Source organism: Rhodococcoides kyotonense (genome assembly GCF_900188125.1).
GTDB classification, from domain to species: Bacteria; Actinomycetota; Actinomycetes; order Mycobacteriales; family Mycobacteriaceae; genus Rhodococcoides; species Rhodococcoides kyotonense.
In genome coordinates, this window is the sequence record NZ_FZOW01000007.1 from 269,119 (window position 1) to 291,200 (window position 22,082).

25 protein-coding genes are annotated in these 22,082 nt (G+C 63.6%); 18 read left to right on the forward strand and 7 right to left on the reverse strand.

Annotation, left to right across the window (positions count from 1 at the left end):
- The 6 genes from ppk2 to CHB96_RS14195 all read right to left on the reverse strand — a co-directional run bounded on the left by ppk2 (position 1) and on the right by CHB96_RS14195 (position 5,552).
- Positions 1-819: a polyphosphate kinase 2 gene (ppk2, locus tag CHB96_RS14170; protein ID WP_089247208.1), complete on the reverse strand. Its 819-nt coding sequence runs from the start codon at positions 817-819 to the stop codon at positions 1-3.
- Positions 743-2,185 carry a hypothetical protein gene (locus tag CHB96_RS14175; RefSeq protein ID WP_245865660.1) on the reverse strand — a complete coding sequence of 481 codons (1,443 nt, stop codon included), beginning with the start codon at positions 2,183-2,185 and terminating at the stop codon, positions 743-745. Before CHB96_RS14175 ends, ppk2 begins: the two co-directional genes overlap by 77 nt.
- Before the next feature lie 156 nt (positions 2,186-2,341).
- The gene (locus CHB96_RS14180) at positions 2,342-2,551 is read right to left on the reverse strand and encodes a three-helix bundle dimerization domain-containing protein (protein ID WP_089247210.1); all 210 of its coding nucleotides are present in this window, start codon (positions 2,549-2,551) and stop codon (positions 2,342-2,344) included.
- Between the two features lie 57 nt (positions 2,552-2,608).
- Entirely contained in the window at positions 2,609-3,691 is a 1,083-nt protein-coding gene (locus CHB96_RS14185) for a galactokinase (RefSeq protein ID WP_089247212.1), read from the reverse strand.
- A complete protein-coding gene (gene galT / locus CHB96_RS14190) occupies positions 3,688-4,773 on the reverse strand; it encodes a galactose-1-phosphate uridylyltransferase (protein WP_089247214.1) in 1,086 nt (361 codons plus the stop codon). Before galT ends, CHB96_RS14185 begins: the two co-directional genes overlap by 4 nt.
- Positions 4,770-5,552 carry a DeoR/GlpR family DNA-binding transcription regulator gene (locus CHB96_RS14195; RefSeq protein ID WP_089247216.1) on the reverse strand — a complete coding sequence of 261 codons (783 nt, stop codon included), beginning with the start codon at positions 5,550-5,552 and terminating at the stop codon, positions 4,770-4,772. The genes galT and CHB96_RS14195 overlap by 4 nt, the downstream gene beginning before the upstream one ends.
- A 156-nt stretch (positions 5,553-5,708) precedes the next feature.
- Here CHB96_RS14195 and CHB96_RS14200 point away from each other — a divergent pair, with 156 nt between their 5' ends.
- Both CHB96_RS14200 and CHB96_RS14205 read left to right on the forward strand, forming a co-directional pair.
- Entirely contained in the window at positions 5,709-7,415 is a 1,707-nt protein-coding gene (locus CHB96_RS14200; protein ID WP_245865663.1) for a sodium:solute symporter family protein, read from the forward strand.
- Between the two features lie 12 nt (positions 7,416-7,427).
- Positions 7,428-7,712 carry a hypothetical protein gene (locus CHB96_RS14205; RefSeq protein ID WP_089247218.1) on the forward strand — a complete coding sequence of 95 codons (285 nt, stop codon included), beginning with the start codon at positions 7,428-7,430 and terminating at the stop codon, positions 7,710-7,712.
- Positions 7,713-7,774: 62 nt separating this feature from the next.
- Here CHB96_RS14205 and CHB96_RS14210 read toward each other — a convergent pair whose 3' ends face one another.
- Positions 7,775-8,344 carry a DUF4352 domain-containing protein gene (locus tag CHB96_RS14210; protein WP_089247220.1) on the reverse strand — a complete coding sequence of 190 codons (570 nt, stop codon included), beginning with the start codon at positions 8,342-8,344 and terminating at the stop codon, positions 7,775-7,777.
- A 195-nt stretch (positions 8,345-8,539) separates the two neighbouring features.
- Between CHB96_RS14210 and CHB96_RS14215 the strand changes: the two genes are divergently transcribed.
- The 16 genes from CHB96_RS14215 (at position 8,540) to CHB96_RS14290 (ending at position 22,076) form a co-directional block, all read left to right on the forward strand.
- The gene (locus CHB96_RS14215; protein ID WP_245865664.1) at positions 8,540-9,706 is read left to right on the forward strand and encodes a sensor histidine kinase; all 1,167 of its coding nucleotides are present in this window, start codon (positions 8,540-8,542) and stop codon (positions 9,704-9,706) included.
- A gap of 36 nt (positions 9,707-9,742) precedes the next feature.
- Complete coding sequence (locus CHB96_RS14220) at positions 9,743-10,396, forward strand: response regulator (protein ID WP_089247222.1); 654 nt, start codon at positions 9,743-9,745, stop codon at positions 10,394-10,396.
- A gap of 55 nt (positions 10,397-10,451) precedes the next feature.
- On the forward strand, positions 10,452-11,066 hold the full coding sequence (locus CHB96_RS14225; RefSeq protein WP_089247224.1) for a hypothetical protein: 615 nt from the start codon (positions 10,452-10,454) through the stop codon (positions 11,064-11,066).
- A gap of 80 nt (positions 11,067-11,146) precedes the next feature.
- Complete coding sequence (locus CHB96_RS14230) at positions 11,147-11,401, forward strand: BatC protein (protein WP_089247226.1); 255 nt, start codon at positions 11,147-11,149, stop codon at positions 11,399-11,401.
- Positions 11,398-12,657 carry a cupin domain-containing protein gene (locus CHB96_RS14235; protein ID WP_089247228.1) on the forward strand — a complete coding sequence of 420 codons (1,260 nt, stop codon included), beginning with the start codon at positions 11,398-11,400 and terminating at the stop codon, positions 12,655-12,657. Before CHB96_RS14230 ends, CHB96_RS14235 begins: the two co-directional genes overlap by 4 nt.
- Entirely contained in the window at positions 12,654-13,541 is an 888-nt protein-coding gene (locus CHB96_RS14240; RefSeq protein ID WP_089247230.1) for a ferredoxin family protein, read from the forward strand. Before CHB96_RS14235 ends, CHB96_RS14240 begins: the two co-directional genes overlap by 4 nt.
- A gap of 59 nt (positions 13,542-13,600) precedes the next feature.
- Positions 13,601-14,662, forward strand: coding sequence for a YbfB/YjiJ family MFS transporter (locus CHB96_RS14245; protein ID WP_371829013.1), 1,062 nt, complete (start codon positions 13,601-13,603; stop codon positions 14,660-14,662).
- A 167-nt stretch (positions 14,663-14,829) separates the two neighbouring features.
- Entirely contained in the window at positions 14,830-15,795 is a 966-nt protein-coding gene (locus tag CHB96_RS14250; RefSeq protein WP_089247234.1) for a tripartite tricarboxylate transporter substrate binding protein, read from the forward strand.
- Positions 15,792-16,301 (forward strand): tripartite tricarboxylate transporter TctB family protein, encoded by a 510-nt coding sequence (locus CHB96_RS14255; RefSeq protein ID WP_089247236.1) that lies wholly within the window; start codon positions 15,792-15,794, stop codon positions 16,299-16,301. Before CHB96_RS14250 ends, CHB96_RS14255 begins: the two co-directional genes overlap by 4 nt.
- Positions 16,298-17,803 (forward strand): tripartite tricarboxylate transporter permease, encoded by a 1,506-nt coding sequence (locus tag CHB96_RS14260; protein WP_089247238.1) that lies wholly within the window; start codon positions 16,298-16,300, stop codon positions 17,801-17,803. Before CHB96_RS14255 ends, CHB96_RS14260 begins: the two co-directional genes overlap by 4 nt.
- The gene (locus CHB96_RS14265) at positions 17,796-18,707 is read left to right on the forward strand and encodes a sugar kinase (protein WP_089247240.1); all 912 of its coding nucleotides are present in this window, start codon (positions 17,796-17,798) and stop codon (positions 18,705-18,707) included. Before CHB96_RS14260 ends, CHB96_RS14265 begins: the two co-directional genes overlap by 8 nt.
- Positions 18,708-18,739: 32 nt before the next feature.
- Complete coding sequence (locus tag CHB96_RS14270; protein WP_089247242.1) at positions 18,740-19,483, forward strand: IclR family transcriptional regulator; 744 nt, start codon at positions 18,740-18,742, stop codon at positions 19,481-19,483.
- Positions 19,471-20,082, forward strand: a complete 612-nt coding sequence (locus tag CHB96_RS14275) for a bifunctional 4-hydroxy-2-oxoglutarate aldolase/2-dehydro-3-deoxy-phosphogluconate aldolase (protein ID WP_089247244.1) — start codon at positions 19,471-19,473, stop codon at positions 20,080-20,082. The genes CHB96_RS14270 and CHB96_RS14275 overlap by 13 nt, the downstream gene beginning before the upstream one ends.
- Positions 20,083-20,095: 13 nt before the next feature.
- Positions 20,096-21,148, forward strand: coding sequence for an L-glyceraldehyde 3-phosphate reductase (mgrA, locus tag CHB96_RS14280; RefSeq protein ID WP_089247246.1), 1,053 nt, complete (start codon positions 20,096-20,098; stop codon positions 21,146-21,148).
- Positions 21,145-21,612 (forward strand): heme-degrading domain-containing protein, encoded by a 468-nt coding sequence (locus CHB96_RS14285; protein WP_245865667.1) that lies wholly within the window; start codon positions 21,145-21,147, stop codon positions 21,610-21,612. The genes mgrA and CHB96_RS14285 overlap by 4 nt, the downstream gene beginning before the upstream one ends.
- 59 nt (positions 21,613-21,671) lie before the next feature.
- On the forward strand, positions 21,672-22,076 hold the full coding sequence (locus tag CHB96_RS14290; RefSeq protein WP_089247250.1) for a DoxX family protein: 405 nt from the start codon (positions 21,672-21,674) through the stop codon (positions 22,074-22,076).
- Positions 22,077-22,082: the final 6 nt, after the last annotated feature.

The following is a 22,082-nucleotide window of genomic DNA, read 5'->3' on the forward strand; positions in this document are numbered from 1 at the left end:
TCACCCCTTCCGGCTCGACCCTCGATACGGCGTCGGAATCCAATGCAGCGGCTGCCTCGGCTCCTTGTATCCGTGACGTTTCTCCCGCTTTGGGAGGGTGATGTCGGGGTGCTCCAACGGCTCGTACGGCACCTGGTCCAGAATGTGGGCGATGATGTTCAGCCGACCACATTTCTTGTCGTCGTTGCTGACGACATACCAAGGCGCCCAGCCGGTATCGGTGAAGTGGAACATGTCGTCGCGGGCACGGGAGTAGTCGTACCAATGCGTGTAGGACTCGAGATCGAGATCCGACAGCTTCCACAGTTTGCGCGGGTCGTCGATGCGACTCTGCAGGCGGAGCGTCTGCTGTTCCTGACTCACCTCGAGCCAGTACTTCAACAGGATGACACCGGAGTCGACGATCGCACGTTCGACCTCGGGAACGAGCTGAACGAACTGGTCGGCCTCCTCCTCGGTGCAGAAACCCATGACCCGTTCGACTCCGGCGCGGTTGTACCAACTGCGGTCGAAGATGACCACTTCGCCTGCGGCCGGGAGATGCGGAATGTAGCGCTGGAGGTACATCTGAGACTTCTCGCGCTCGGTCGGTGCGGGCAACGCAACGACCCGGAACACACGGGGACTGACCCGCTCGGTGATCGCCTTGATCACGCCGCCTTTGCCCGCGGTATCACGACCCTCGAACACGATGCAGATCTTCGCCCCCGACGACTTGACCCACTCCTGCAGCGCGACGAGTTCACCGTGAAGCGGCCGAATGAGGTGTCGGTACTCCTTGTTCTTCATCGGCTTGTCGTGCTCGGCCTTCTTCGCCATCCTCTCCCCCTTGCTTTTCGACCGATCGTTGCCTTTCGACCGATCGTTGCCTTTCGACCGATCGTTGCCGGCTTACTGATCGGATGAGCACTTCCAGTCCTACGAGCGCCGCCACCGCACCGAGAACTATCCACAACACGACAAGTCCTGTTGGGTAACGCCAGAACACCAACATCACCGCAGCGATACCGATTATCGTGCAGCGCAGCGGAATACGTATCGGGTAGGCCCAGTGTGCGACCTTGTTCGGCCTACTCACGTGGTTCAACGCTCGCCCGTACGCGCGGCGTACTGCCAGCGCGGACGGCGAACCGCCGATGAGATAGGCGCCGATCGCGATCACGAGACCGAGGACTGCGACAGCGCGCAGACTCGTGCGCAGCGGAATCAGAACGGTGTCGAGGATCGTGGCCGACGCGTCGGGCGACAGGACGTCGGCAGGGACGTTGTCGAGATAGAGCGCACGCCCCACGAGAAGTCCGATGGCCAGCACGAGCATTCCGACCGCAACGGCCAGCCCGGCGAGGGACAGCGTGCGCAGCCTCCGCCCCGAGGGCGCGACGGCGACAGCCGCAGCGGCACAGGCAATTCCGAGCCACGGAAGAATCGTCGACGCCTTGTCGAGTGCCGAGACGGCGCGCTGGGCCTTCACCAATTCCGGCGATTGGAACAGAACGAACTGTGTGTCCACCGACGGGATGTTCTCGGCGAACGCGAATCCTCGATCGATCAGCGCTGCCTTGACGTTGTCGATGACGGTACCGAGGGAGATGCTGACCGTTCCGCTGTCGTCGACCGCGACCGAGCTGAGACCGTAGTTGCCCGTCATCACCGCGACGAGTGCGGTGTGGGCGGCCCTGTGCGCCTGAATCCAGAGGTCTTCGAACTGCTGTGACTGCACCAACGTCGCGACCGTCTCTCGAATGAAGTCCTCGGCCTGGCTGGTGATCACGGGTGCAAGCCCGACGACGGTCTGATCCAGACGCGGCGCAGTGGTGGCGTCGGTGAGCGCGGTCAACGCGTCCGTCGTGAGGCCCTCGATGTCCAGACGGGCGAAGATCTCGTCCGTGACCTGGTTCGTTATTTCCCCTTGGACGACCGGGTCCTCGCCGAGGGGAGCAACGGTACTCACGTAGCGGTCGGTATCGAGGATCTGACTTCTCGTGAAGCGGGCGGTGACGGACAGCAGTGCGAGAACGGCAACCAGTACGAGCAGGATGGCCACCGCGGTCCACCGCAGCCGATTCCGCGGTGCGCCTGCCTTGTCGATCGGCGGGATCCGCAGCGTTGCCACTTCCTCGCGCAGCCTGAGCAATTCGGCGCGTTCGGTCTCGTCGAGCGAATCGGTACTCGCTACGTCGGCCATCGCGTGTCAGATCGATTCGACCATCGACGTCCGTAGCAGAACATCACCGTCCCCCTTGGCGGTAGCAGCCCGAATTGAACTGGTGCATGCAGTGTCCTCCCCGAGAATCCTGCTGTCAGCGAATTGCCACGTTCACGTGCCCTCCCGCGCGCGAAATCACCCGGTGGGTGAGGCGGATTTCTCGAGGTCGAGCCGGGACGCCTTCTCCACCAGCAGAGGAACGAAATCACGAATGCGGCAATCGTCGAAACGTTTGTAGACGAGTCGCACCGTGTGTTCGACGGCGCCCACCGACGCCAACGGGTAGCGGGCAGTCAATCTCTCGATGATCTGCTCGATCTGGAGACTCTCGTCGTCGCCAGCCACAGCGATTATCGTCTGCCAGCACATGCGGCACCGTCAATCACCCGTTGCGGGTGAGTGTCAGCTGAGTACCGCCGCACCCGCTCCGGCGCGGGCGGTGAAGATGGTCGGCACCGGATAGCCCGCGTTCGCGATGTCCTCCTCGATCGCGCGCGTGACCGAAGCCAAGGCCGCGGTCCGAACGAGAGCGATGACGCAGCCGCCGAACCCACCGCCGGTCATCCGGGCCCCGAGTGCACCGTGTCGCACGGCCGAGTCCGCGATGAGATCGATGTGCGGCGTGGTGATCTCGAAATCGTCACGCATCGACGCATGCGAGAGCGTCATCAGATCGCCGACGCGTCGGAAGCCACCGGCGGTCAGTGCAACGCCGCAGTCGAGGACTCGTTCGTTCTCGGTGAGGATGTGCCGAACCCGGCGTCGGTCTGTGTCATCCGATATCCGATCCAGAACGTCGAGCCCTTGTACTTCACGCAGGGAATCGACGCCGAGGATTGCCGCGGCCCGCGTGCAGGATTCCCGACGCGACGCGTACTCCCCCGTCGAGTGCTGATGTGCGGCATTGGAATTGACGACCAACAGCGCCAGACCGGAGGAGGCGAGGTCGAAGTCGACGGGCGTGACCTCGGATGTCTCGAAGTCGATGAGGAGCGCGCGGTCGGCTTCACCGTTCAACGAGGCGAGTTGGTCCATCAGTCCCGTCGGTGCACCGACGAAGTCGTTCTCGGCCCGCTGCGCGATACGCGCGGCGTCGAGAGTGCCCATGTCCTGGTCCGTTGCTGCGTTGATCGCCAGCAGTACCGCACATTCGAGCGCCGCGGACGACGACAGACCTGCTCCGATCGGTACGTCGCTGCTGATCGACATCGTCCCGCCGACGACGCGGAGGCCGGCCTGCTTCGATGCCCACACGACGCCTGCCGGATACGCGGCCCAGCCGTCGACGTCACCGGGCTTCACATCGATCCGGAAGCTCGATGTGCCTGTCTCGTGGTCACTTTCGAGGGTGATGCGGTCGGATTCATCTGGCTCGAACCGCACCGTCGTGCGCTGCTCGAGCGCGATCGGCATCGCGAACCCGAGGTTGTAGTCGGTGTGTTCACCGATCAGATTGATACGACCCGGCGCCTGGGCGACGATCACGACGCCAACTCCTTCAATCGATCCGCCATCTGCTCGGGTGTGACGTCGGTGATGAACGCATCCATCGCAGACTCCGAGCCGGCCAGGAACTTGAGCTTGTTCGCCGAGCGCCGCACCGACATCAGCTCGATGTGGAAGTACCCGTCCTGCTGTCCACGATCCGGCCGGTACTGATGCAACGCCGAAATATACGGCAGCGGTGTGGGATACATGCGATCGAAGCGCCCGAGCACGTCGAGGTAGATGTCGGTGAGCCCGTCGAGTTCCGGTTCGGACAGGTCGGTCAGGTTGTGCACGTGCCGGTTCGGGTAGATGTGCACCTCCACCGGCCACCGTGCGGCGAACGGCACGAACGCCGTGAAGTGCTCGTTCGACGCGATCACCCTGGCTTCGTCTTTCCTCTCACGGGCCAGTATGTCCGCGAACAGGTTTGCGCCACCGTTGTTCTCGGCGAAAATGCGAGCCTGGCGAAGCATCGACGTCGTCCGAGGCGTCAGATACGGGTAGCCGTAGATCTGGCCGTGCGGATGCGACAGCGTCACACCGATCGCTTCTCCCCTGTTCTCGAAGCAGAAGACCTGCTCGACACCCGGCAGATCCAGCAACGTCTCGGTACGCTGGCGCCAGACATCGACGACGAGCCGGGCGTGATCGTGGCTCAGTTCGAAGAACGATGTCGTGTGATTGCTGGAGAAACAGATGACCTCACATCGCCCGACACCGGGCCCCCGATCCTCTTCTGAATCAAGGGGTTCCGCGCCGGGTCCCGCATGCGACAGGCTCGGGAAACGATTCTCGAACACGACGACGTCGTAGTCCGCAGCCGGGACCTCGCTCGAATCACCGTGCGGCGACGGGCACAGAGGGCACTGATCGGCGGGCGGCTTGTACGTACGATCCTGACGTAGCGCGGCGATCGCGATCCAGTCTCCGGTCTGACGGTCACGGCGCACTTCGGACTGGGCTGCCTCCGGCCTCGCGGCCAGCGGCCTGACGTCGGGGACAGGACGAACGTCGTTGCCGGGCAACGAGAAGAAGAGGATCTCCCGCCCGTCGGCCAGACCTGCCCGTGTCATGGTCATATCTTCTCCGTCTCGGCTACGACGATGTGGTCGACATGCTCGGCGAGTGCCGTCCGGTCTTCCGGGGAGAGCCCGTCGTCGACTATCAGCGTGTCGACATCGGCCATCCGCCCGAATACGTTGGTCCCGACTTCACGATGTTTGGTGTTGTCCGCGAGCACCAGGAGTCGCTTACCAGTGGCGATGAGACGCCGATTCGTCTCTGCCTCGGCGATATTCGGAGTGGTCAGGCCCGATTCGATGTCGAACCCGTGCACGCCGAGGAATACCGCATCGACGCGGAACGAGTCGAGGGCAGCGTTGGCGACCGGTCCGACCAGAGCATCGGACGGCGTCCGCGACCCACCCGTCAGATAGACGACGGGATCGGGTTCCGACGGATGGCCGGTCAGCTCCTGGAAGATCGAGATCGAATTGGTGACGACGGTGATCGAACTGCGTCCGCGCAGCAGTTTCGCGAGTTCGAGCGTCGTGGTCCCGGCGCTGACCGCGATGGTCATGCCGTCCTCGACCGCACCGAGCGCGGCACGTCCGATGGCGACCTTCTCCGCATGCTGACGCGCAGCCTTCGCCGTCGACGGTGGCTCGACGCCACGGTTGTCGCGAGCGATCGCGCCGCCGTGCACCTTGCGCAGCACGGCACGCTCGTCGAGAACGTCGAGATCGCGTCGGATGGTCATCTCGGAGACGTCAAGACTTTCGGCGAGTTCGACCACCTTGACCGCACCGTCGGCACGAAGCGCCGTCATGATCCGCTCATGCCGCTCTGCTGCGAGCATCCGCACCTACCTCTGGGATCTGGGGTTGATCGAACATTACCAAACATATTCACACGGATTCTCGGCATTGGATGTACGTAATTGTTTGAACCTGTTACTTTGTGTTCACATCGCTCACGACCGTGAGCCAGCTCACTCGATCAGGGAGGTTGACGCGTGACGTCGAACCTTGCGGCAGAAGGCGCGCTGTCGTTCAACACGAACGCGCTGGACTACGTGCTCATCGCCGTATATTTCGTATTCGTCCTCGGAATCGGATACGTCGCCCGCCGACAACTGTCGACGAGCCTCGACTTCTTCCTCTCCGGCCGTCGGCTACCCGCATGGGTCACCGGCATCGCATTCGTGTCCGCGAATCTCGGAGCCGTGGAGATCATGGGCATGTCCGCCAACGGCGCTCAGCTCGGTCTTGCCACGATGCATTACTACTGGATCGGAGCGATCCCGGCGATGCTGTTCCTCGGCATCGTCATGATGCCGTTCTACTACGGCTCGAAGGTACGCAGCGTTCCCGAGTTCATGCGTAAGCGGTTCGATTCGAAAGCGCACCTCGTCAACGCCATCAGCTTCGCCGTCGCGCAGATCCTCATCGCGGGCGTCAACCTGTTCCTGCTCGCGACCGTCGTGAAAGTCCTTCTGGGATGGACGTTGTGGGTGTCGTTGATCGTCGCCGCGGCCATCGTACTGACGTACACCGTGCTCGGTGGGCTGTCGGCAGCCATCTACAACGAGGTGCTGCAGTTCTTCGTCATCCTCGCTGCGCTCGTTCCTCTGACCGTGATCGGCCTCATCAAGATCGGTGGTTGGTCCGGCCTGAAAGAGAAGGTCGTTCCGACGGTCACCGACGGAACGGTGACAGCGTCGACGGGAGAACAGCTTTCGTCGTGGCCCGGCCAGGCGCTGAGCGGTTTCGACTCACCGATCCTGTCCATCGTCGGCATCGTGTTCGGCCTCGGATTCGTGCTGTCGTTCGGATACTGGACCACCAACTTCGTCGAGGTGCAGCGCGCCATGGCGTCGGACTCGATGTCTGCTGCCCGACGCGCCCCGATCATCGGCGCGATCCCGAAGATGTTGGTGCCCTTCGTCGTCGTGGTTCCCGGCATGATCGCCGCCGCCGCGATCGGCGACATGATCAACCTCAAGGAGACCGGCACCGGCGACATCACCTACAACGACGCCATGCTGCTCATGATGCGTGACATCCTGCCGAACGGCCTTCTCGGCGTTGCGGTTGCCGGTCTGATGGCAGCGTTCATGGCAGGTATGGCGGCAAACATCTCGGCGTTCAACACCGTTTTCTCGTACGACCTGTGGCAGCAGTACATCGTCAAGGACCGCGAAGACGGCTACTACATCACCGTCGGACGCGTCGCCACCGTCGTCGCAACGATTCTCGCGATCTTCACCGCGTTGATCGCGTCGGGATATTCGAACTTGATGGACTACCTGCAGACGCTGTTCGGGTTCTTCAACGCGCCGCTCTTCGCGACGTTCATCCTCGGTATGTTCTGGAAGAAGATGACGCCCGCCGCCGGGTGGATCGGTCTGGTGTCGGGCACATCCGCGGCGGTGTTCGTGTTCATTCTCTCCGAGGTAGGCGTCATCAACCTGCCCGGGCAGGGCATGCCGTTCGTGGCAGCTTCCGCTGCATTCGTCGTCGACATCGTCGTGTCCATCGCGGTCAGCATGGTCACGAAGCCGAAGCCGGCGAAGGAACTTGTCGGCTTCGTGTACTCGGAGACTCCTCGGGAGATGTTCACCGATCCCGAGGACGCGACGAATCCGTGGTTCAAGCGTCCGGTGCCGTTGGCGAGTTTCGCACTCGGCCTCGTCGTCGTACTCAACATCGTCTTCCACTGATAGGGCACTGACATGACCACTCCAGACAAGACTCCCGGCCTCGTCGCCCGACTGTTCGACATCCGCTCGGTCATCGGCGCGCTGCTCGGCATCTACGGCATTCTGCTGACCCTGGCCGGGCTGTTCCCGTCGGTGTTCGGGAACGAAACGCACTCGTCGCCGTCGAACAATGTCGTCGACATGAGCGTCGGAACCAGCGCGAACCTGTGGGTCGGGCTCATCATGCTGGCCATCGCCCTGACGTTCGGTGGCTGGGCCATCGCGCGGCCGGCCGTGGTGGGAGACGCGAAAGAGTAGGCGACTCCGTCGCATGTGCACGGAAATACATACCCCTCTATGTATTTCCGTGCACATGCTGTTTACAGCTTTACCGTCGCACCTCCCGAGAAGAGGGAATCGTGCAGTTCGATTTCCGCAGGAACCGTCCCGGCGGGGACGTCGAACACGATGGTCGCCTCGATCGAGTTGCCCGGGTTGATCTGCTCGAACGCGATTCCCTGATCCAGCACGATCGTCGCCATGTCGTCGACGGAGAACTGGCGTCCTTGCCCGTCGAGCAGCTTCTGCGCCGACGTCGCAAAGCTCTGCGCCTGATCGCCGATGTTGCGGACCGACATCGTCACGAGGACGTACTCACCTTGCGCGGTCTCGGTCAAGAAGTCCTGCCCGACGCTGGGAACGCCCGGTTGCGCACCGGTGACGACGAACTCGAACTTGCCGTCTCGAACCGGAGTACCGAGCCCCGCAGCGGATTCACTCTCGGTGGCCGCGGTGCTGCCGGTGTCGCTGGCCGGGGTGCTGCTGCCACCACCACTGTTGACTGCGGCAACCACGATGACGAGCAGAATCAACGCCAGAATTCCCGTCAGGAACTTGTGGCGGAAGAACCAATTGCGCTTCTCGGTGAGGACGGGCTGAGGTGTTGTCATGAGGAAATCCCTTCGTTCGTTTCCGATGGGACAACAACACCGCAGCGAGCACGTCCGGCACTTCGGCAAATCGGACGAACCGCCTCATCCTTTCGGTCGGTCGACGGACCGGTCGGCGGATGCCGGACTGTCGGTGACGAACCGTATGGTTTCCGTCCATGAGTACGAACCACGCCGCCCAGGTGGCGTCGCCGCGTGTGGACCACGGCTGCGGTCACTCTGAGTGTGTTCTGCTCCTTGATGACGCTCGGGCTCGCCTCGACGTCGGACAACGCCCCGGTGTGGAACTACGGATTCGGTCTGTTGCTGAATCTGATTGCCGGCTTTGCGTTGATCTGGCGTCACGAGAAGCCCTTTCTCGTGCTCGGTCTCGCGGTGGCCGGGCCCCTGTTTCTCGAGACCGACGCGACGGCCGCGCTCATCGCGCTGTTCGCCGTCGCTCGTTTCGCGACCGGCCGCGTCCTCGGTGTCTCGACTGCCCTCGTCTTCGCCGCGTGCGGAGTGTCCCTGACGTACGACGCATTCCGACGACGCGATTATTCGGTGCTGACGATGGGCGTCAAGGTGGCCAAGGACGGCCCGATCCCCGACTGGAACGTCCCGCTGTGGATCGCGTGGCTCGTCGCGGCATTTCTCGTCGCGGCCGTCACCGGCTTAGCCATCCTGCGCCGCACCCAGTCCGACCTCGACGCGGCCGTACACACCCGCGACCGGTACGCCAAGCAGTCCGACGCGTTGCGCGAAGAGGCGATTCTCGTCGCCGAGCGCACCCGAATCGCTCGCGACATGCACGACACATTGGCTGCCAGCCTCAGCCGAATCTCGTTGTTCGCGGGCGGTTTACAGGTCAACAGTACCGAGGGGCCCGAGAAGGTCGCCAACAGTGCGTCGCTGATTCGGCAAACCGCGCACGACGCGCTCGACGACCTCAAGCGCATCATCGGCGTGCTGCGCGGAACCGGCGACTACGCCGGAGGACGACGCAGCATCGAGGGGGTGTCGGATCTCGTGCACAGCGCGCGCGAGGCGGGGACTCACGTCACCTATCTGCTCGACATGTCGCCGGGTGAGCTGGGCGCGTCGACGAGCCAGGTCGCGTTTCGCGTCGTGCAGGAAGCGCTGACCAACGCACAGAAGCATGCGCAGGGGGCACCGATCCACGTCGGCCTACACGGCAACAGCGATGTCGGCCTCCGGATCGTGGTGCGCAATCACCTCACCGGCGCACCGGCGTTCGCGTACGGTTCCGGCACAGGCCTGACGGGACTCAGCGAGCAGGTCCGTCAGATCGGCGGCACCTTCGACGCCCAAGTAGTTCCCGGCGAATACCTCGTGCAGGCGTGGCTCCCCTGGCATACGTGAATCGATGTCGGTGCGGCGTCGTAAGCTTCGCTCACCATGACAACACCGGGCATCATCACCGTTCTGGTCGTCGACGACGACCGTTTCGTCCGACGCGGTGTCGCTGATATCTTCGCCGCCACCACCGACATCCGCGTCGTCGCCGATGTCGACGACGGCGACCAGGTGCTGCAGGCCGTCAGCAGATTCCGTCCCCACGTGGTGTTGATGGATCTGAAGATGAAGCGTGTCGGTGGGCTCGAGGCCACCACCGAACTGATGAAGACACCGCATCCGCCTCGCGTGATCGCGATGACGGCTCTCGACGTCGACGACCTGGTCGTTCGAGCAGTCACTGCAGGCGCGCACAGCTTCGTCAGCAAGGACGAGGCGCCCGAGACGTTTCATCTGTCGGTGCGCGCGGTCGCGGCAGGTAACACGTTGTTCAGCGAGGACGCGCTGCGCCGGATCGTCGCGTCGCAGAATCCGCCGGCACGGCCAGTGTCCCCGGCGTTGAACTCACTGACCGACCGCGAGCGAGAAGTGCTGCGCATCATGGCATCCGGCGCGACCACGGCCACCATCTCGAAGGAAATGTTCCTCAGCGAGACGACCGTCAAGACCCATATCTCGGGGATCTTCACCAAGCTGGGCGTCAACAATCGAGTCGAGGCCGCGCTCAGCGCTTTTCGCGCCGGTTGGGTGACGTAGGCGACTTCGTCGCATGTGCACGAGAATACATAGCGGGTTATGTATTTTCGTGCACATGCGCGAAGCGCCCGTCTGGTACGTCTCCTACGGATCCAACCTGCTCGCCGAGCGGTTCGCGACGTACCTGACCGGGTCACCCGCGACCGGCGAATTCGGGTTTCACCCGCCTGCCCCGTCGCCGACGCCACCCGCCCAGGACCGGTGGATGTGGATCGATCACGCCCTCTACTTCGCCGGGGTCTCCCAGAGGTGGACGGGGTCGGGCGCGTTCGTCTCCACCCAATCCGGGAGCGATCCGTCCGTCGCGCACGGATATCTGATCGAGCACGGCCAACTCGCGCACCTGCTGGCCGTCGAGAACGTCGTCGACGACATCGTTGCCCCCGATCCGACCTCGATCGACGTCGGTGGATACGCGCACCTCGACATCGACCGACGCGGCGAGGCTTTCCGCGGCAAGTACGACGCCGTCCTCCGGCTCCCGGACATCGACGGCATTCCGGCCGTGACCGTCACGAGCTCGATCGTGCGCGAGCACGGCACCCCCTCCGCGCGGTACGTGGCGACCATCCGGAGAGGCCTCGAGTCGTCCCCGCTCGAGCTGGACGTCGACGCATACCTGTCGCGAGCGATCCGGACAAATGCCGCGGGCTCGGACCAGCGGGTTTGAAAGGTCGACGGACTGTCAATCCTCGACCCGAGCGCGGCAGCCCCGCTGCTCGACACAACACGTCGACCGAAAGGCATTCGATGAGCATCAACGACGACGACATCACCACCAGCGGTTCGGGCGGCGAAGGACCTGCCGACGGCGGTTCCAACCCCAACGGACACGACGGCGGAGCCGACGGCACCGCGGGACCGGGTGAAGGCCCAGCCGACGGCGGCTCGAACCCCAACGGACACGACGGCGGAGCCGACGGCACCGCAGGACCGGGCGAAGGCCCAGCCGACGGCGGTTCCAACCCCAGTGGCCACGACGGCGGTGCGGACGGCACGGCTTGAGCCAGACAGCTGACGACCAGCGCGGATCGGGAAACCGGTCCGCGCTCGGTCGTCTGATCTCCGTCGACGAACGCACCTTCGCCGACGACTACTGGGGGCGCAAGCCGCTCCTGTCGCGTGCGTCCGAACTACAGGAATCGTTCGACGACCTGATGACTCCCGCCGCGGTCGACGAGCTGATTTCGCACCGCGGAGTACGCACGCCGTTCGCTCGGATGGCGAAGGACGGCTCGCTTCTCGACAAGTCTCAATTCACCGCGTCGGGCGGCTTCGGCGCCGAGATGACGGACCAGCTGGACTCCGCCGCGATCCTGTCCGCCTTCGCGGACGGGCACACACTCGTACTTCAGGGCCTCCATCGTCTGTGGCCACCGCTGATCGACTTCGTACGAGATCTGGTCGACGACATCGGGCATCCCAGCCAGGTCAACTCGTACATCACGCCTGCGTCGTCGAAGGGGTTCTCACCTCACTACGACGTGCACGACGTGTTCGTACTGCAGATCAGCGGCGAGAAGCGCTGGATTCTGCACCCGCCCGTGCACACACATCCGCTGTCGAATCAACCGTGGTCCGACCGCAAGAATGCGGTCGAGGAACGCGCGATCGAAGCCCCACACCTCGACACCGTGCTCCAGCCCGGCGACGCCCTCTACCTCCCACGCGGATGGATACACTCCGCGGAAGCATTGGGCGACACGACGATTCACCTCACCATCGGAGTCTCGTCGTTCACTCGCTACGACGTCGCGCACAATCTCCTCGGAGTGCTGCAGGAGGATGCCGAACTTCGCGAGCCGTTGCCCGCCGGCATAGACCTGACCGACGCGGACGCGGTGCTCCCCTACGTCGACCGCGTAGTCGACGACGTCGCGAACCTGCTGCAGCAGTTGAAGAACGACGAGCCTGCCCGACGACGCATCGCCGAACGCCTCGGCCGGCGTTTCGCCGATATCACCAGGCCCGAGCCCGTCGGCCCACTACGCACGGTGTCGTTCATGAACGCGCTCGACGAAGACAGCGCGGTGGTATGGCGACAGGGCCTGACCGCGTCGATCTCCAGGAGCGAGAACAAGATTCACCTCGGATTGCGTGACAAGACGGTATCCCTCCCCGACGAATGCGCCGACGCGATCGCGCAGCTGCAGTCCGGAAAGCCCTGTCGCGTAAGCGAGCTCGTCGGACTCGATTCGAACAGCGCCATCGTGGTCGCCCGACGCCTCCTCCGGGAAGGCGTGTTGGTACCGGCACCATGACGTGCAGTGACGCCGCCCGCACACGCGGCGACGCACTGCACGGCACCGGGTCCGCCGGGCAGCGATGGTTTCTGCTGGAAATCGATGGCGCGTGGGGTCATTCGGCTTTCCTGAACTCGTCGAAAGTCCTCGACCCGAACCTCGGCCTCCGCATCGCGCGGCACGTCGAGGCTTCAGGCATGCGCACGTTGGCAATTCGCCGCCCCGGCCGTCGGCGCGGTGAAGGCCGATGGCGATGGGCCGTCGTCGACTCTCGCATCGGATCCGAAAGCATCAGATGGGGTGAGGTCGAGCACCCCGAGGAAATCCTGACGCTCGATATCGACGGTGATGTCGGGACGGCGTCGACCGAACCGATCGTCGCCGTCTGCACTCATGGTCGCCACGACCAGTGCTGCGCGGTACGTGGGCGTCGCGTGCTCCCCTCGCTTCTGGAACGCCACGAGAGCATCACCTGGGAGTGCTCGCATCTCGGCGGCGATCGATTTGCCGGAACGATGATCGTGTTCCCAGAGGGCCTCTACTACGGAAACGTCGACGACGCGGATGCCGAGAGGATCGTCGACCTGCACAGCGAAGGACGCGTGAACCCGCGATTCCTCCGCGGGCGCAGTTCACTGACCGCCGCCACGCAAGTTGCTCAACACCATGCGCGAGAAGCGCTGCAGGACAATCGGATAGACACTCTGCATCCCTTGTCCGAAGTGCAGAACGGGAGCAGGTGGACGGTGACACTCGATCACGACGGGCACAGTGTCGAAGTCGGGCTCGAGCAGGGCCTGTCCGATCCCATCACGTCGACGTGTTCTGCCACGCGGGCCGGACCAGTTCGGACATTCGAGTTGATCTCCGTTTCAGAGCTACGAGTACCGTCAGCCGAGTGAACGAGCTCGAGCACGGCCGACGGATCTCTCTCGCTGCAGCGGCCGGTCTCGCCGCCGCGATGGGCGTCGGGAGGTTCGTCTTCACGCCGATCCTGCCGATCATGGTGGATTCGGCGGGCGTGAGTCCCAGCAGCGGCGCCGTCATCGCCACCGCGAACTATGCGGGCTACCTGCTGGGCGCAATCCTGCTGTCCGTTCGCCCGAGCCTCAACACGACCAACGCCTTCCGGATGTGGGCCGGAGTGCTGATCGTCAGCGAAGTAGCCATGGCCGCCGTCGACAACACCGCCATGTTCTCGTTTCTCCGATTCCTCGCAGGGCTTGCCAGTGCTGCAGTGTTTCTGGGCTGTGCCAGTACCGTTGCACAACACGCCAAGTCATCCCCCGGCATCACGTTCGGGGGAGTCGGCGCAGGTATCGCCGCGTCGGGCGTATTGACTCTCGTTGCTGCACCCCATCTTTCGTGGCAAGGCTTGTGGCTCTGCTCGGCACTGTTGACCGCCGTGGTGATCATCCCCGCGCTGACGCTGCGAATCCACGCCGAGTCTCGTTCGCACAGCGGCGAAAACACGTTGTCCCATCGCGATCGAACGATCTGGCGAGTCCTTCTGGTCACGTACTTACTCGAAGGCCTCGGGTACATCATCGTCGGAACGTTTCTCGTCGCCGCGGTCGGTGGCCATGGAAACTCGTCGGTGGGACCCGCGGTGTGGATAGTCGTCGGACTTGCCGCCGTCCCCGCAACCGTGTTGTGGCACGCCGTTGCCCGTCGTATCACGACGAGACGAGCACTGGTGGCTGCGTTTTCGTTGCAGACGGTCTCGGCGCTACTCCCTGCGCTGACGTCGAACTCTGCGGTTGCCGTCGTCTCCGCCGTGCTGTTCGGCGGCACTTTCATGGGCATCACGATGTTGACACTCAGTACCGCAGCGCAACTGCCCATAGGCCGGACCGCAGCGACGCTGACGACTGTCTACGGAGTCGGGCAAGTTCTCGGGCCTCTCGTCGTCGCCCCGGCGCTCGGAAATTCCTACGCGGTCGCTTTCGTCGTCGCGACGGTCGTACTCGCCCTCGGCACGGTCGGTGCAATCGTCGCGGGCCGACTGCACGCCACACCCTGACGCAAGGATTCAGCGCGGCCATAAAGCTGGATCTGCATCACAGTAAAGAATTCCTATGCTCCGGGTCACACGTGCGTTACTGTATGTGCACAGAGAGCAACGGTGTTGCACACAGCGCAACACATTCACTCGGAGGCAATTCTTTGAGCACTTCAACCAGACGTCCGATGCGCCTACTCATCGGCAGCGGGGCTGCAGCAGCGATCGTTGTCGGAACACTGACCGGCTGCGCCGATCGTTCCGGCGGAGGTTCCTCGGACGAGGACTTCCCCAGCGGGAACATCACCCTGCTCACACCGACCGCAGCCGGCGGAGCAACCGACCTCACCGCCCGCACGCTGGGCAAGCAGATGGAAGCCGATCTCGGCGTCAGCGTCATCGTCGAGAACCGACCCGGCGGTGCCGGATCCATTGGGATGCAGTACCTCGCCGACCAGGACCCGAACGGATACACCATCGGAGTTCTCCCGGTCGAGGTCAGCCTGCTCGGGCACCAGGGATACTCGATCGATCCCGCCGCATACGACTTCCTCGGGCAAGTCAATTCTCAGCCGGGCACCATTGCCGTGCCGGCGAACAGCCCGTTCCAGACGCTCGACGACCTGCTCGCCGCGGCGAAGGCCGAGCCGGGCGGTGTCACCGTCTCCAACGCAGGCCCCGGGTCCATTTGGGAAGCAGGTGCGCTCGAACTCGGACGGGTGGCCGGCGTCGAGTTCACCGGCGTTCCATTCGACGGCGGTGCTCCCGCAGTGACCGCTGCGGTCGGATCGCAGGTCGACGCGGTAGTCGCCGGCATCGGCGAAACCGCACCAGCACATGCCGACGGACGTCTTCGCGTCCTGGCCGTCTTCACCGACGAGCCTGCACCTGCGCTTCCCGGAGTTCCGACAGCCACCGAGCTGGGTCAGGACGTCGTGATCGGCAGCTGGGCGGTGATCGCAGCTCCCGCAGGCCTCCCCGACGCAGTGGCCACGCGGCTGGAAGAGTCGATCGACATTGCCGCCGCCACAGACGAATACATCGATCTGATCGAATCGGGCGGAAACCTCCCGCTCTATCGGTCGGCCGACGAGGCCACCGCGTTCGTGGGAACCGAGTCCGATCGATTCGGAGAGTTGGCGGCGCAGGAATGACCACTCAGGACATTCCCCTGAGCGCCGTCGGCACACCCGACCACGCCCAGGTCGACGACCGGCGCCCCAATCACAAGATGTACGAGGCCGCACTCGGTCTCGTCGTCGTTACCCTCGGCGCAGCTGTCTACTTCATGGCCGACGGAATCGACGTGGCCCGTGAAGGGCAGTCCTTCGGACCACGCTGGTGGCCCACAGCTCTCGCCATCTCGATGGTCGTCATCGGACTGATACTGATCGTCCAAGCCATTCTCAGCCGAATCACCTCCGACGAACCTCCCATCACGAAGTCGGGCGGATTTGCTCTGACAGCATCACTGGCGCTGATCGGCGCTTATGGATTCGCTTGGCAGTACTTCGATTTCAGAGCAGTCACCGTGGTTCTACTCGCTGGACTCGTCACCATCGCCGGCGGCCGAGGACTCAAGGCACTTGTCCTGTTCCCGGTCGCCACCACACTGATCCTGTGGGCGATATTCGGCCTGTTGCTTCAGGTTCCGCTGTGAACGCGGTGACCGAGGGCCTGAGCGCCCTCCTGGATCCGAGCATCGGTGTATGTCTGCTCGTCGGAGTTCTACTCGGCACGCTCGTCGGTGCGGTTCCTGGAATCACGGCGGCGATGGCAGTCGCGTTGGCCGCCGGTTTCACCCTGACGCTGGAGCCCCTCCAGGGCTTGGCGATTCTTCTGTCCATCTATGTCGCAGCGCAATTCGGTGATCGGGTCCCGTCGATCCTCATCAACACACCCGGCACGCCGGCCTCGATCGCGACGACGTTCGACGGATTCCCGATGGCCAAACAGGGCCGCGCCGGCATCGCGCTGACGAGTTCGGCGTTGGTCTCGGCAGTCGGATCCGTCGTCGGAATCTGTATCCTGATCTTCGCCGCCCAACCCATCGCAAGCGTCGCGCTGCAGTTCGGACCCGCCGAAATGTTCGCACTCGTCGTATTCGGAATGACGATGATGATCGGCGTCTCCGGTGGCCGCGTCGTCAAAGGATTGTTCGCTGGAATTCTCGGATTGCTCCTCGGCACGATCGGCCGCGACCCCATCACCGGCGACGGGCGTTTCACATTCGGCCTGAACGAGCTGAGTTCCGGGATTCCGTTCATCGCAGCGATCGTCGGGTTGTTCGGCATCGCCGAAGTGTTCAACCAGATGATCAGCAAGCATCCGAATCTGATGCCAACGCCGATCACGCAGCTCGGAAAATGGTGGCCCAACAAGGCAGAACGTCGTGAGCTCGTCAAACCCGCACTCATCGGGTCCGGAGTCGGTGCTGTGGTCGGTGTCGTTCCCGCCGCGGGTGGCGACATCGCCGGCATCGTCTCGTGGGATCAGACGCGTCGGGCATCCAAGACCCCCGAGAAGTTCGGCAAGGGGTCCCTCGAAGGTCTGGCGGCTGCCGACACAGCGAGCACAGCGACCATGGGTGGCTCGCTCACCACAACCCTTGCCCTCGGAGTTCCCGGCGACGCGGTCATGGCAGTCATGATCGGTTCGATGGTCATCTGGGGCCTTCAGCCCGGCCCCGCTCTGTTCGTCGATTCACCGGATCTGGTCTACAGCCTCGCCGGAATCATGTTGCTCGCAACCTTCGTCGCCTTGGCGCTGGCCCTCGTCCGCATGCGTGGGGTCATCAAGCTCCTCGACCTTCCTCAGCAATATCTCTGGGCGGTCATCATCACCTTCTGCATGGTCGGCACATATGCCGTGCAGAACAGCGCGTTCGACGTCGGCTTGATGCTCGTCTTCGGACTCCTCGGATTGTTGCTGCGCCGCACCGGTTTCCCGGCCGGACCACTCGTCCTCGGTCTCATTCTCGGGCCGCTCGCGGAAAGCAATATCCGACGCGCATTCCTGATCGACGGCGCAGCCAGTATCTACACCAGCGCGATCGCAGTGGGGCTTCTCGTGCTCAGCGCACTCGCAGTGCTCGGCCCGTACATCCGCACAGGACTGAAGAAGGGCCTACGTCGTGGCACCAGGGAGCGGATCGATGCCTGAGATTCTGTGCATCGGCGAGACCATGACCCTCGTCGCACCTGTCGATGCGACCCCGCTGGCGACCGCAGACCTGTTCGGGCTGCACATGGGCGGAGCCGAATCGACTGTAGCTCTGTACCTGGTGGAACAAGGCCACAGCGTCGCCTGGGCGAGTTACGTGGGAGCCGACCCCCTGGGCGATCGCATCGTCGGCGAAATCGCCGCACACGGCGTCGACACGTCATATGTCCGAAAACTCGAGGACGCACCTACCGGTGTGTATTTCAAGGACCCCGACGACGGCGCCACGACGGTCCACTACTACCGGCGGAACTCCGCTGCGTCGCGAATGTCGCCCGACATGCTCGACGGACTGCCATTGCGCGAAGTGTCCATCGTGCACGTCTCGGGCATCAACGCAGGACTGTCGGAGACGTGTGCCGCGATGATGGAGTCGCTGTTCGACCTGTGCGCTGGTTCGCCGACATCGATTTCGTTCGACGTGAACTACCGGCCCGGGGTCTGGGGAGTCGAGCGCGCCGCCCCTGTGTTGCTCGATCTGGCGCGACGGGCGGACATCGTGTTCGTCGGCAGGGACGAGGCTGCCGACCTGTGGGGCACGACCGATGCCGACTCGATCGCGGCGTTGATCGATTCTTCTTCACGAGCACGCACGCTCGTGGTCAAGGACAGCGATGTCGGCGCCACGGAGTTCACCGAATCCGAAACGGTCTTCGTCCCTGCTCACGACGTCGAGGTCGTCGAGGTCGTCGGAGCCGGTGACGCCTTCGCTGCTGGATACTTGTCCGGGTTGTCGAACGGCAAGGATGCGCACGGACGCCTGTCGATGGGGCACGATCTCGCCGCACGAGCGTTGTCGAGTACCAACGACTTCGTCCCGGCAACGACGGGCCTCGATGCCTGACCTGAACCGCCCCACTGTCGAAGGAGCACGCAATGTCGCAGAGCGTGGAACGCGCTGTCGAGATTCTCGAGTTCGTGGCCGTACAGCCGCGCACTCAGAGTGAGGTCGCCGCCCACCTCGACGTACACCGATCCACCGCGCTTCGTGTGCTTCAAACCCTCACGGACTACGGATTGACCCGCAAACGGGCGGACGGTAAGTACAGCGTTGGATACCGGCTCGCCGGTCTCGCCAACGCGGCCCGTGAACAGTTCGATTTCGCCAATGTCGCCAGGCCGTACCTCGTCGGCTTGGGCGAACAGTGCTCGCACACCATTCATCTGGCAGCGCTCGAGGGCCGACGGATCATCTACGTCGACAAGATCGAGCAGCCGGGAATGATCAAACTGTTCTCGCAGATCGGCGCATCGGTGTGTTTGCACACCGCCGGGGTCAGCAAGGCGATCCTCGCGTTCCAGACACCGGACGTCGTCGATTCCGTCATGGCGGCAGCCGATTTCGAGAAACATACGTCGACGACCATCACCTCTCGAAGCCGATTCGACGACGAACTGGCGGTCGTCGCCGAGCGGGGCTGGTCCGTGGACGACGCCGAATACGAGGACTACGTCAACTGTGTGGCAATGCCGGTGCGCGACGCGAGCAATCGCGTCGTGGCCGCGGTATCCGTCACTGCTCTCAAGGGCCGCGCCGATCTCGCGGCTCTGGAATTACTGCTGCCCGACTTGCGTGCAGTGACCGACAACGTATCGAAGGAGCTCGGATGGAGACCATGAATTCCTGGTTCGACCAGGCATTCTCCCCCGCGCCGGTCATGGCGATTCTGCGCGGATTCTCGCCCGCGCGAACCGTCGAACTCGCCCACCGCGGCTGGGACGCCGGCATCACATGCATCGAAGTGCCCATTCAATCTCCTGCAGCCGTCGCCGCGCTGGTTGCCGTAGCAGATGCTGCCGCCGAGCGCGGCATGACAGTCGGCGCCGGGACGGTGGTGACTCCTGATCTCGTTGCGACTGCACACGATTCAGGTGCTGCATTCACCGTGGCCCCCGGATTCGATCCCGTCGTCGCGCAGGCGAGTATCGACGCGGGTATGCCGCATCTCCCCGGCGTCGCAACCGGAACCGACGTGCAGAGTGCGGCGGCATTCGGACTCGGCTGGGTCAAAGCGTTCCCCGCTTCGGTGCTCGGCGTGGAATGGTTCTCCGCCATGAGGGGCCCGTTTCCCACGATGAAGTTCGTTGCCACCGGCGGCATGAACGCCCGGAATGCCTCCGAATATCTCAGGGCAGGAGCCGATGTCGTCGCCGTTGGATCGGCGCTCGAGGACGAAGCCCAGATCGACCTTCTGACAGACCTTTTCGCATCTCGATAGGAGTATCACCCGAATGCCTTCTCTTCTGAACGACGCCTACACCCCGGCGCCGGATCGCTACGACACGATGGACTACCGCCCCGTCGGCAAGTCCGGGTTGCTGCTGCCTGCAGTCTCACTCGGAATGTGGCACAACTTCGGCGACGACACCCCGATCCAGAAGCAGCGCGACATCGTTCGTGCCGCATTCGATCTCGGTATCACACACTTCGATCTGGCAAACGGATACGGACCCCCGATGGGGTCCGCGGAGAAGAACGTGGGTCGAATCCTCGCAGAGGATTTCGCGAACCTACGCGACGAGATCGTCGTATCGACGAAAGCCGGTTACGACTTCTTTCCCGGCCCGTACGGTCGCGGCGGCGGCGCCAAATATCTACTCGGCAGCCTCGAGCATTCCCTGACGAGTTTGCGTCTCGACTATGTCGACATCTTCTACAGCCACCGCTTCGACCCGAACACGCCACTCGAGGAGACTGCCCGCGCGCTCGATACCGCAGTTCGATCGGGCAAGGCTCGCTACGCTGGCATCTCGTCGTATTCTGCGGCTCGAACGGTCGAGATGGCAGGTCTTCTACGAGATCTCGGAACGCCGTTGGCGATTCATCAGCCGTCGTACTCTCTGTTGAATCGCTGGGTCGAGAACGGCGAGCCGTCCCTCCTGGACGTGTTGGCCGACGAGGGCGTCGGGTGCATCGCGTTCTCCGCACTGGCGCAAGGACTGTTGACCACCAAGTATCTGAACGGGGTCCCGGAAGGCTCGCGGGCGACACAAGGCAAGACACTGCGCGACGGCATGCTCTCGGACAAGAACCTGCATAACGTCGCCGCGTTGAACAAGATCGCCGAACGCCGCGGACAACCATTGGCGCAGATGGCACTTGCGTGGGTGTTGCGCAATACGCAGATCTCCTCCGTCCTCGTCGGTGCATCACGGCCGAGCCAGCTGGCAGACAGTGTGCTTGCGCTGCAGAGTCCCGAGTTCACGACCGACGAGCTGGCCGAGATCGACCAATTCGCTGTCGACGGTGAACTGAACATCTGGCTCGCGTCCTCGACCGCATGAGCACACCTGCACTCGACGCCGTCACCGCCGACGAGCAGGAGGTGCGGTTCGGCACATTCGACTACGACGATGCATGGACGCTCGGTTGCAGGATGCGTGAGGCGGCCGCGTCGCGCAGTCTTCCGCTCGTCATAGGGATCACGCACGGACATCAACGCGCCTTTCATACGGCGCTGCCCGGCGCGTACCCCGAGAACGATCATTGGCTGTCACGAAAGCTGGAGACAGCCAAGCGATACGGCCGAAGCTCGATGGGAGTACTGGAATTCTTTCTCGCGACGGGCCGGGATTTCGATACCCAGTCCCGCCTCCCAGCGGAGCACTTCGCCGCAGCCGGCGGTGTTGTGCCCATTCAGGTCAGAGGAGTCGGGATCGTGGGTTACGCCGGGGTGTCCGGCCTTCCGCACCGCGAGGATCACACCTTCGTCATGGAACAGCTGCGAGCATTCGCCGCACAAGGCTGAGATTCGACACGACTGTCGAGGGTGGACGGCACCCACCCTCGGCAGGCACCATCGACTTCATGCCCACGATCGGTCGAATCCTGCTCGGCGCGTTTCTGCTGTTCGCGGGGTCGAGCCATCTGTTCTGGGCACGGGATACATTTCAGGCACAGGTGCCGACGTGGGTGCCGCTGGATGCGGATTTCGTGGTTCTGGCGTCGGGCATCGTGGAAATCGCTCTCGGTCTTTCCCTTCTCGTGCTTGCGCGCTACCGGGTGCTCGTGGGGTGGGTCGTCGCGGCGTTCTTCGTTGCTGTCTTCCCGGGGAACATCTCGCAATTCCTCACTCATTCGGACGCTTTCGGTCTCGACACCGATTCGTCACGAGCAATTCGACTTCTGTTCCAGCCGCTGCTGATCGTATGGGCACTGTGGTGCACGGGCGCGTGGCGCTGGTGGCGGAACAGGCGCCGGGCAGAGGTGTAACTTGCG

Excerpts from the sequence above, each read along its gene's own strand:
- CHB96_RS14290 (WP_089247250.1), top strand. The coding sequence starts at position 21,672 with ATGCCCACGATCGGTCGAATCCTGCTCGGCGCGTTTCTGCTGTTCGCG.
- CHB96_RS14275 (WP_089247244.1), top strand. The coding sequence starts at position 19,471 with ATGGAGACCATGAATTCCTGGTTCGACCAGGCATTCTCCCCCGCGCCG.
- CHB96_RS14285 (WP_245865667.1), top strand. The coding sequence starts at position 21,145 with ATGAGCACACCTGCACTCGACGCCGTCACCGCCGACGAGCAGGAGGTG.
- CHB96_RS14250 (WP_089247234.1), top strand. The coding sequence starts at position 14,830 with ATGCGCCTACTCATCGGCAGCGGGGCTGCAGCAGCGATCGTTGTCGGA.
- CHB96_RS14265 (WP_089247240.1), top strand. The coding sequence starts at position 17,796 with ATGCCTGAGATTCTGTGCATCGGCGAGACCATGACCCTCGTCGCACCT.
- CHB96_RS14230 (WP_089247226.1), top strand. The coding sequence starts at position 11,147 with ATGAGCATCAACGACGACGACATCACCACCAGCGGTTCGGGCGGCGAA.
- CHB96_RS14175 (WP_245865660.1), bottom strand. The coding sequence starts at position 2,185 with ATGGCCGACGTAGCGAGTACCGATTCGCTCGACGAGACCGAACGCGCC.
- CHB96_RS14255 (WP_089247236.1), top strand. The coding sequence starts at position 15,792 with ATGACCACTCAGGACATTCCCCTGAGCGCCGTCGGCACACCCGACCAC.
- CHB96_RS14225 (WP_089247224.1), top strand. The coding sequence starts at position 10,452 with ATGCGCGAAGCGCCCGTCTGGTACGTCTCCTACGGATCCAACCTGCTC.
- CHB96_RS14220 (WP_089247222.1), top strand. The coding sequence starts at position 9,743 with ATGACAACACCGGGCATCATCACCGTTCTGGTCGTCGACGACGACCGT.
- CHB96_RS14195 (WP_089247216.1), bottom strand. The coding sequence starts at position 5,552 with ATGCTCGCAGCAGAGCGGCATGAGCGGATCATGACGGCGCTTCGTGCC.
- CHB96_RS14240 (WP_089247230.1), top strand. The coding sequence starts at position 12,654 with ATGACGTGCAGTGACGCCGCCCGCACACGCGGCGACGCACTGCACGGC.
- CHB96_RS14205 (WP_089247218.1), top strand. The coding sequence starts at position 7,428 with ATGACCACTCCAGACAAGACTCCCGGCCTCGTCGCCCGACTGTTCGAC.
- ppk2 (WP_089247208.1), bottom strand. The coding sequence starts at position 819 with ATGGCGAAGAAGGCCGAGCACGACAAGCCGATGAAGAACAAGGAGTAC.
- mgrA (WP_089247246.1), top strand. The coding sequence starts at position 20,096 with ATGCCTTCTCTTCTGAACGACGCCTACACCCCGGCGCCGGATCGCTAC.
- CHB96_RS14245 (WP_371829013.1), top strand. The coding sequence starts at position 13,601 with ATGGGCGTCGGGAGGTTCGTCTTCACGCCGATCCTGCCGATCATGGTG.
- CHB96_RS14210 (WP_089247220.1), bottom strand. The coding sequence starts at position 8,344 with ATGACAACACCTCAGCCCGTCCTCACCGAGAAGCGCAATTGGTTCTTC.
- CHB96_RS14270 (WP_089247242.1), top strand. The coding sequence starts at position 18,740 with ATGTCGCAGAGCGTGGAACGCGCTGTCGAGATTCTCGAGTTCGTGGCC.
- galT (WP_089247214.1), bottom strand. The coding sequence starts at position 4,773 with ATGACCATGACACGGGCAGGTCTGGCCGACGGGCGGGAGATCCTCTTC.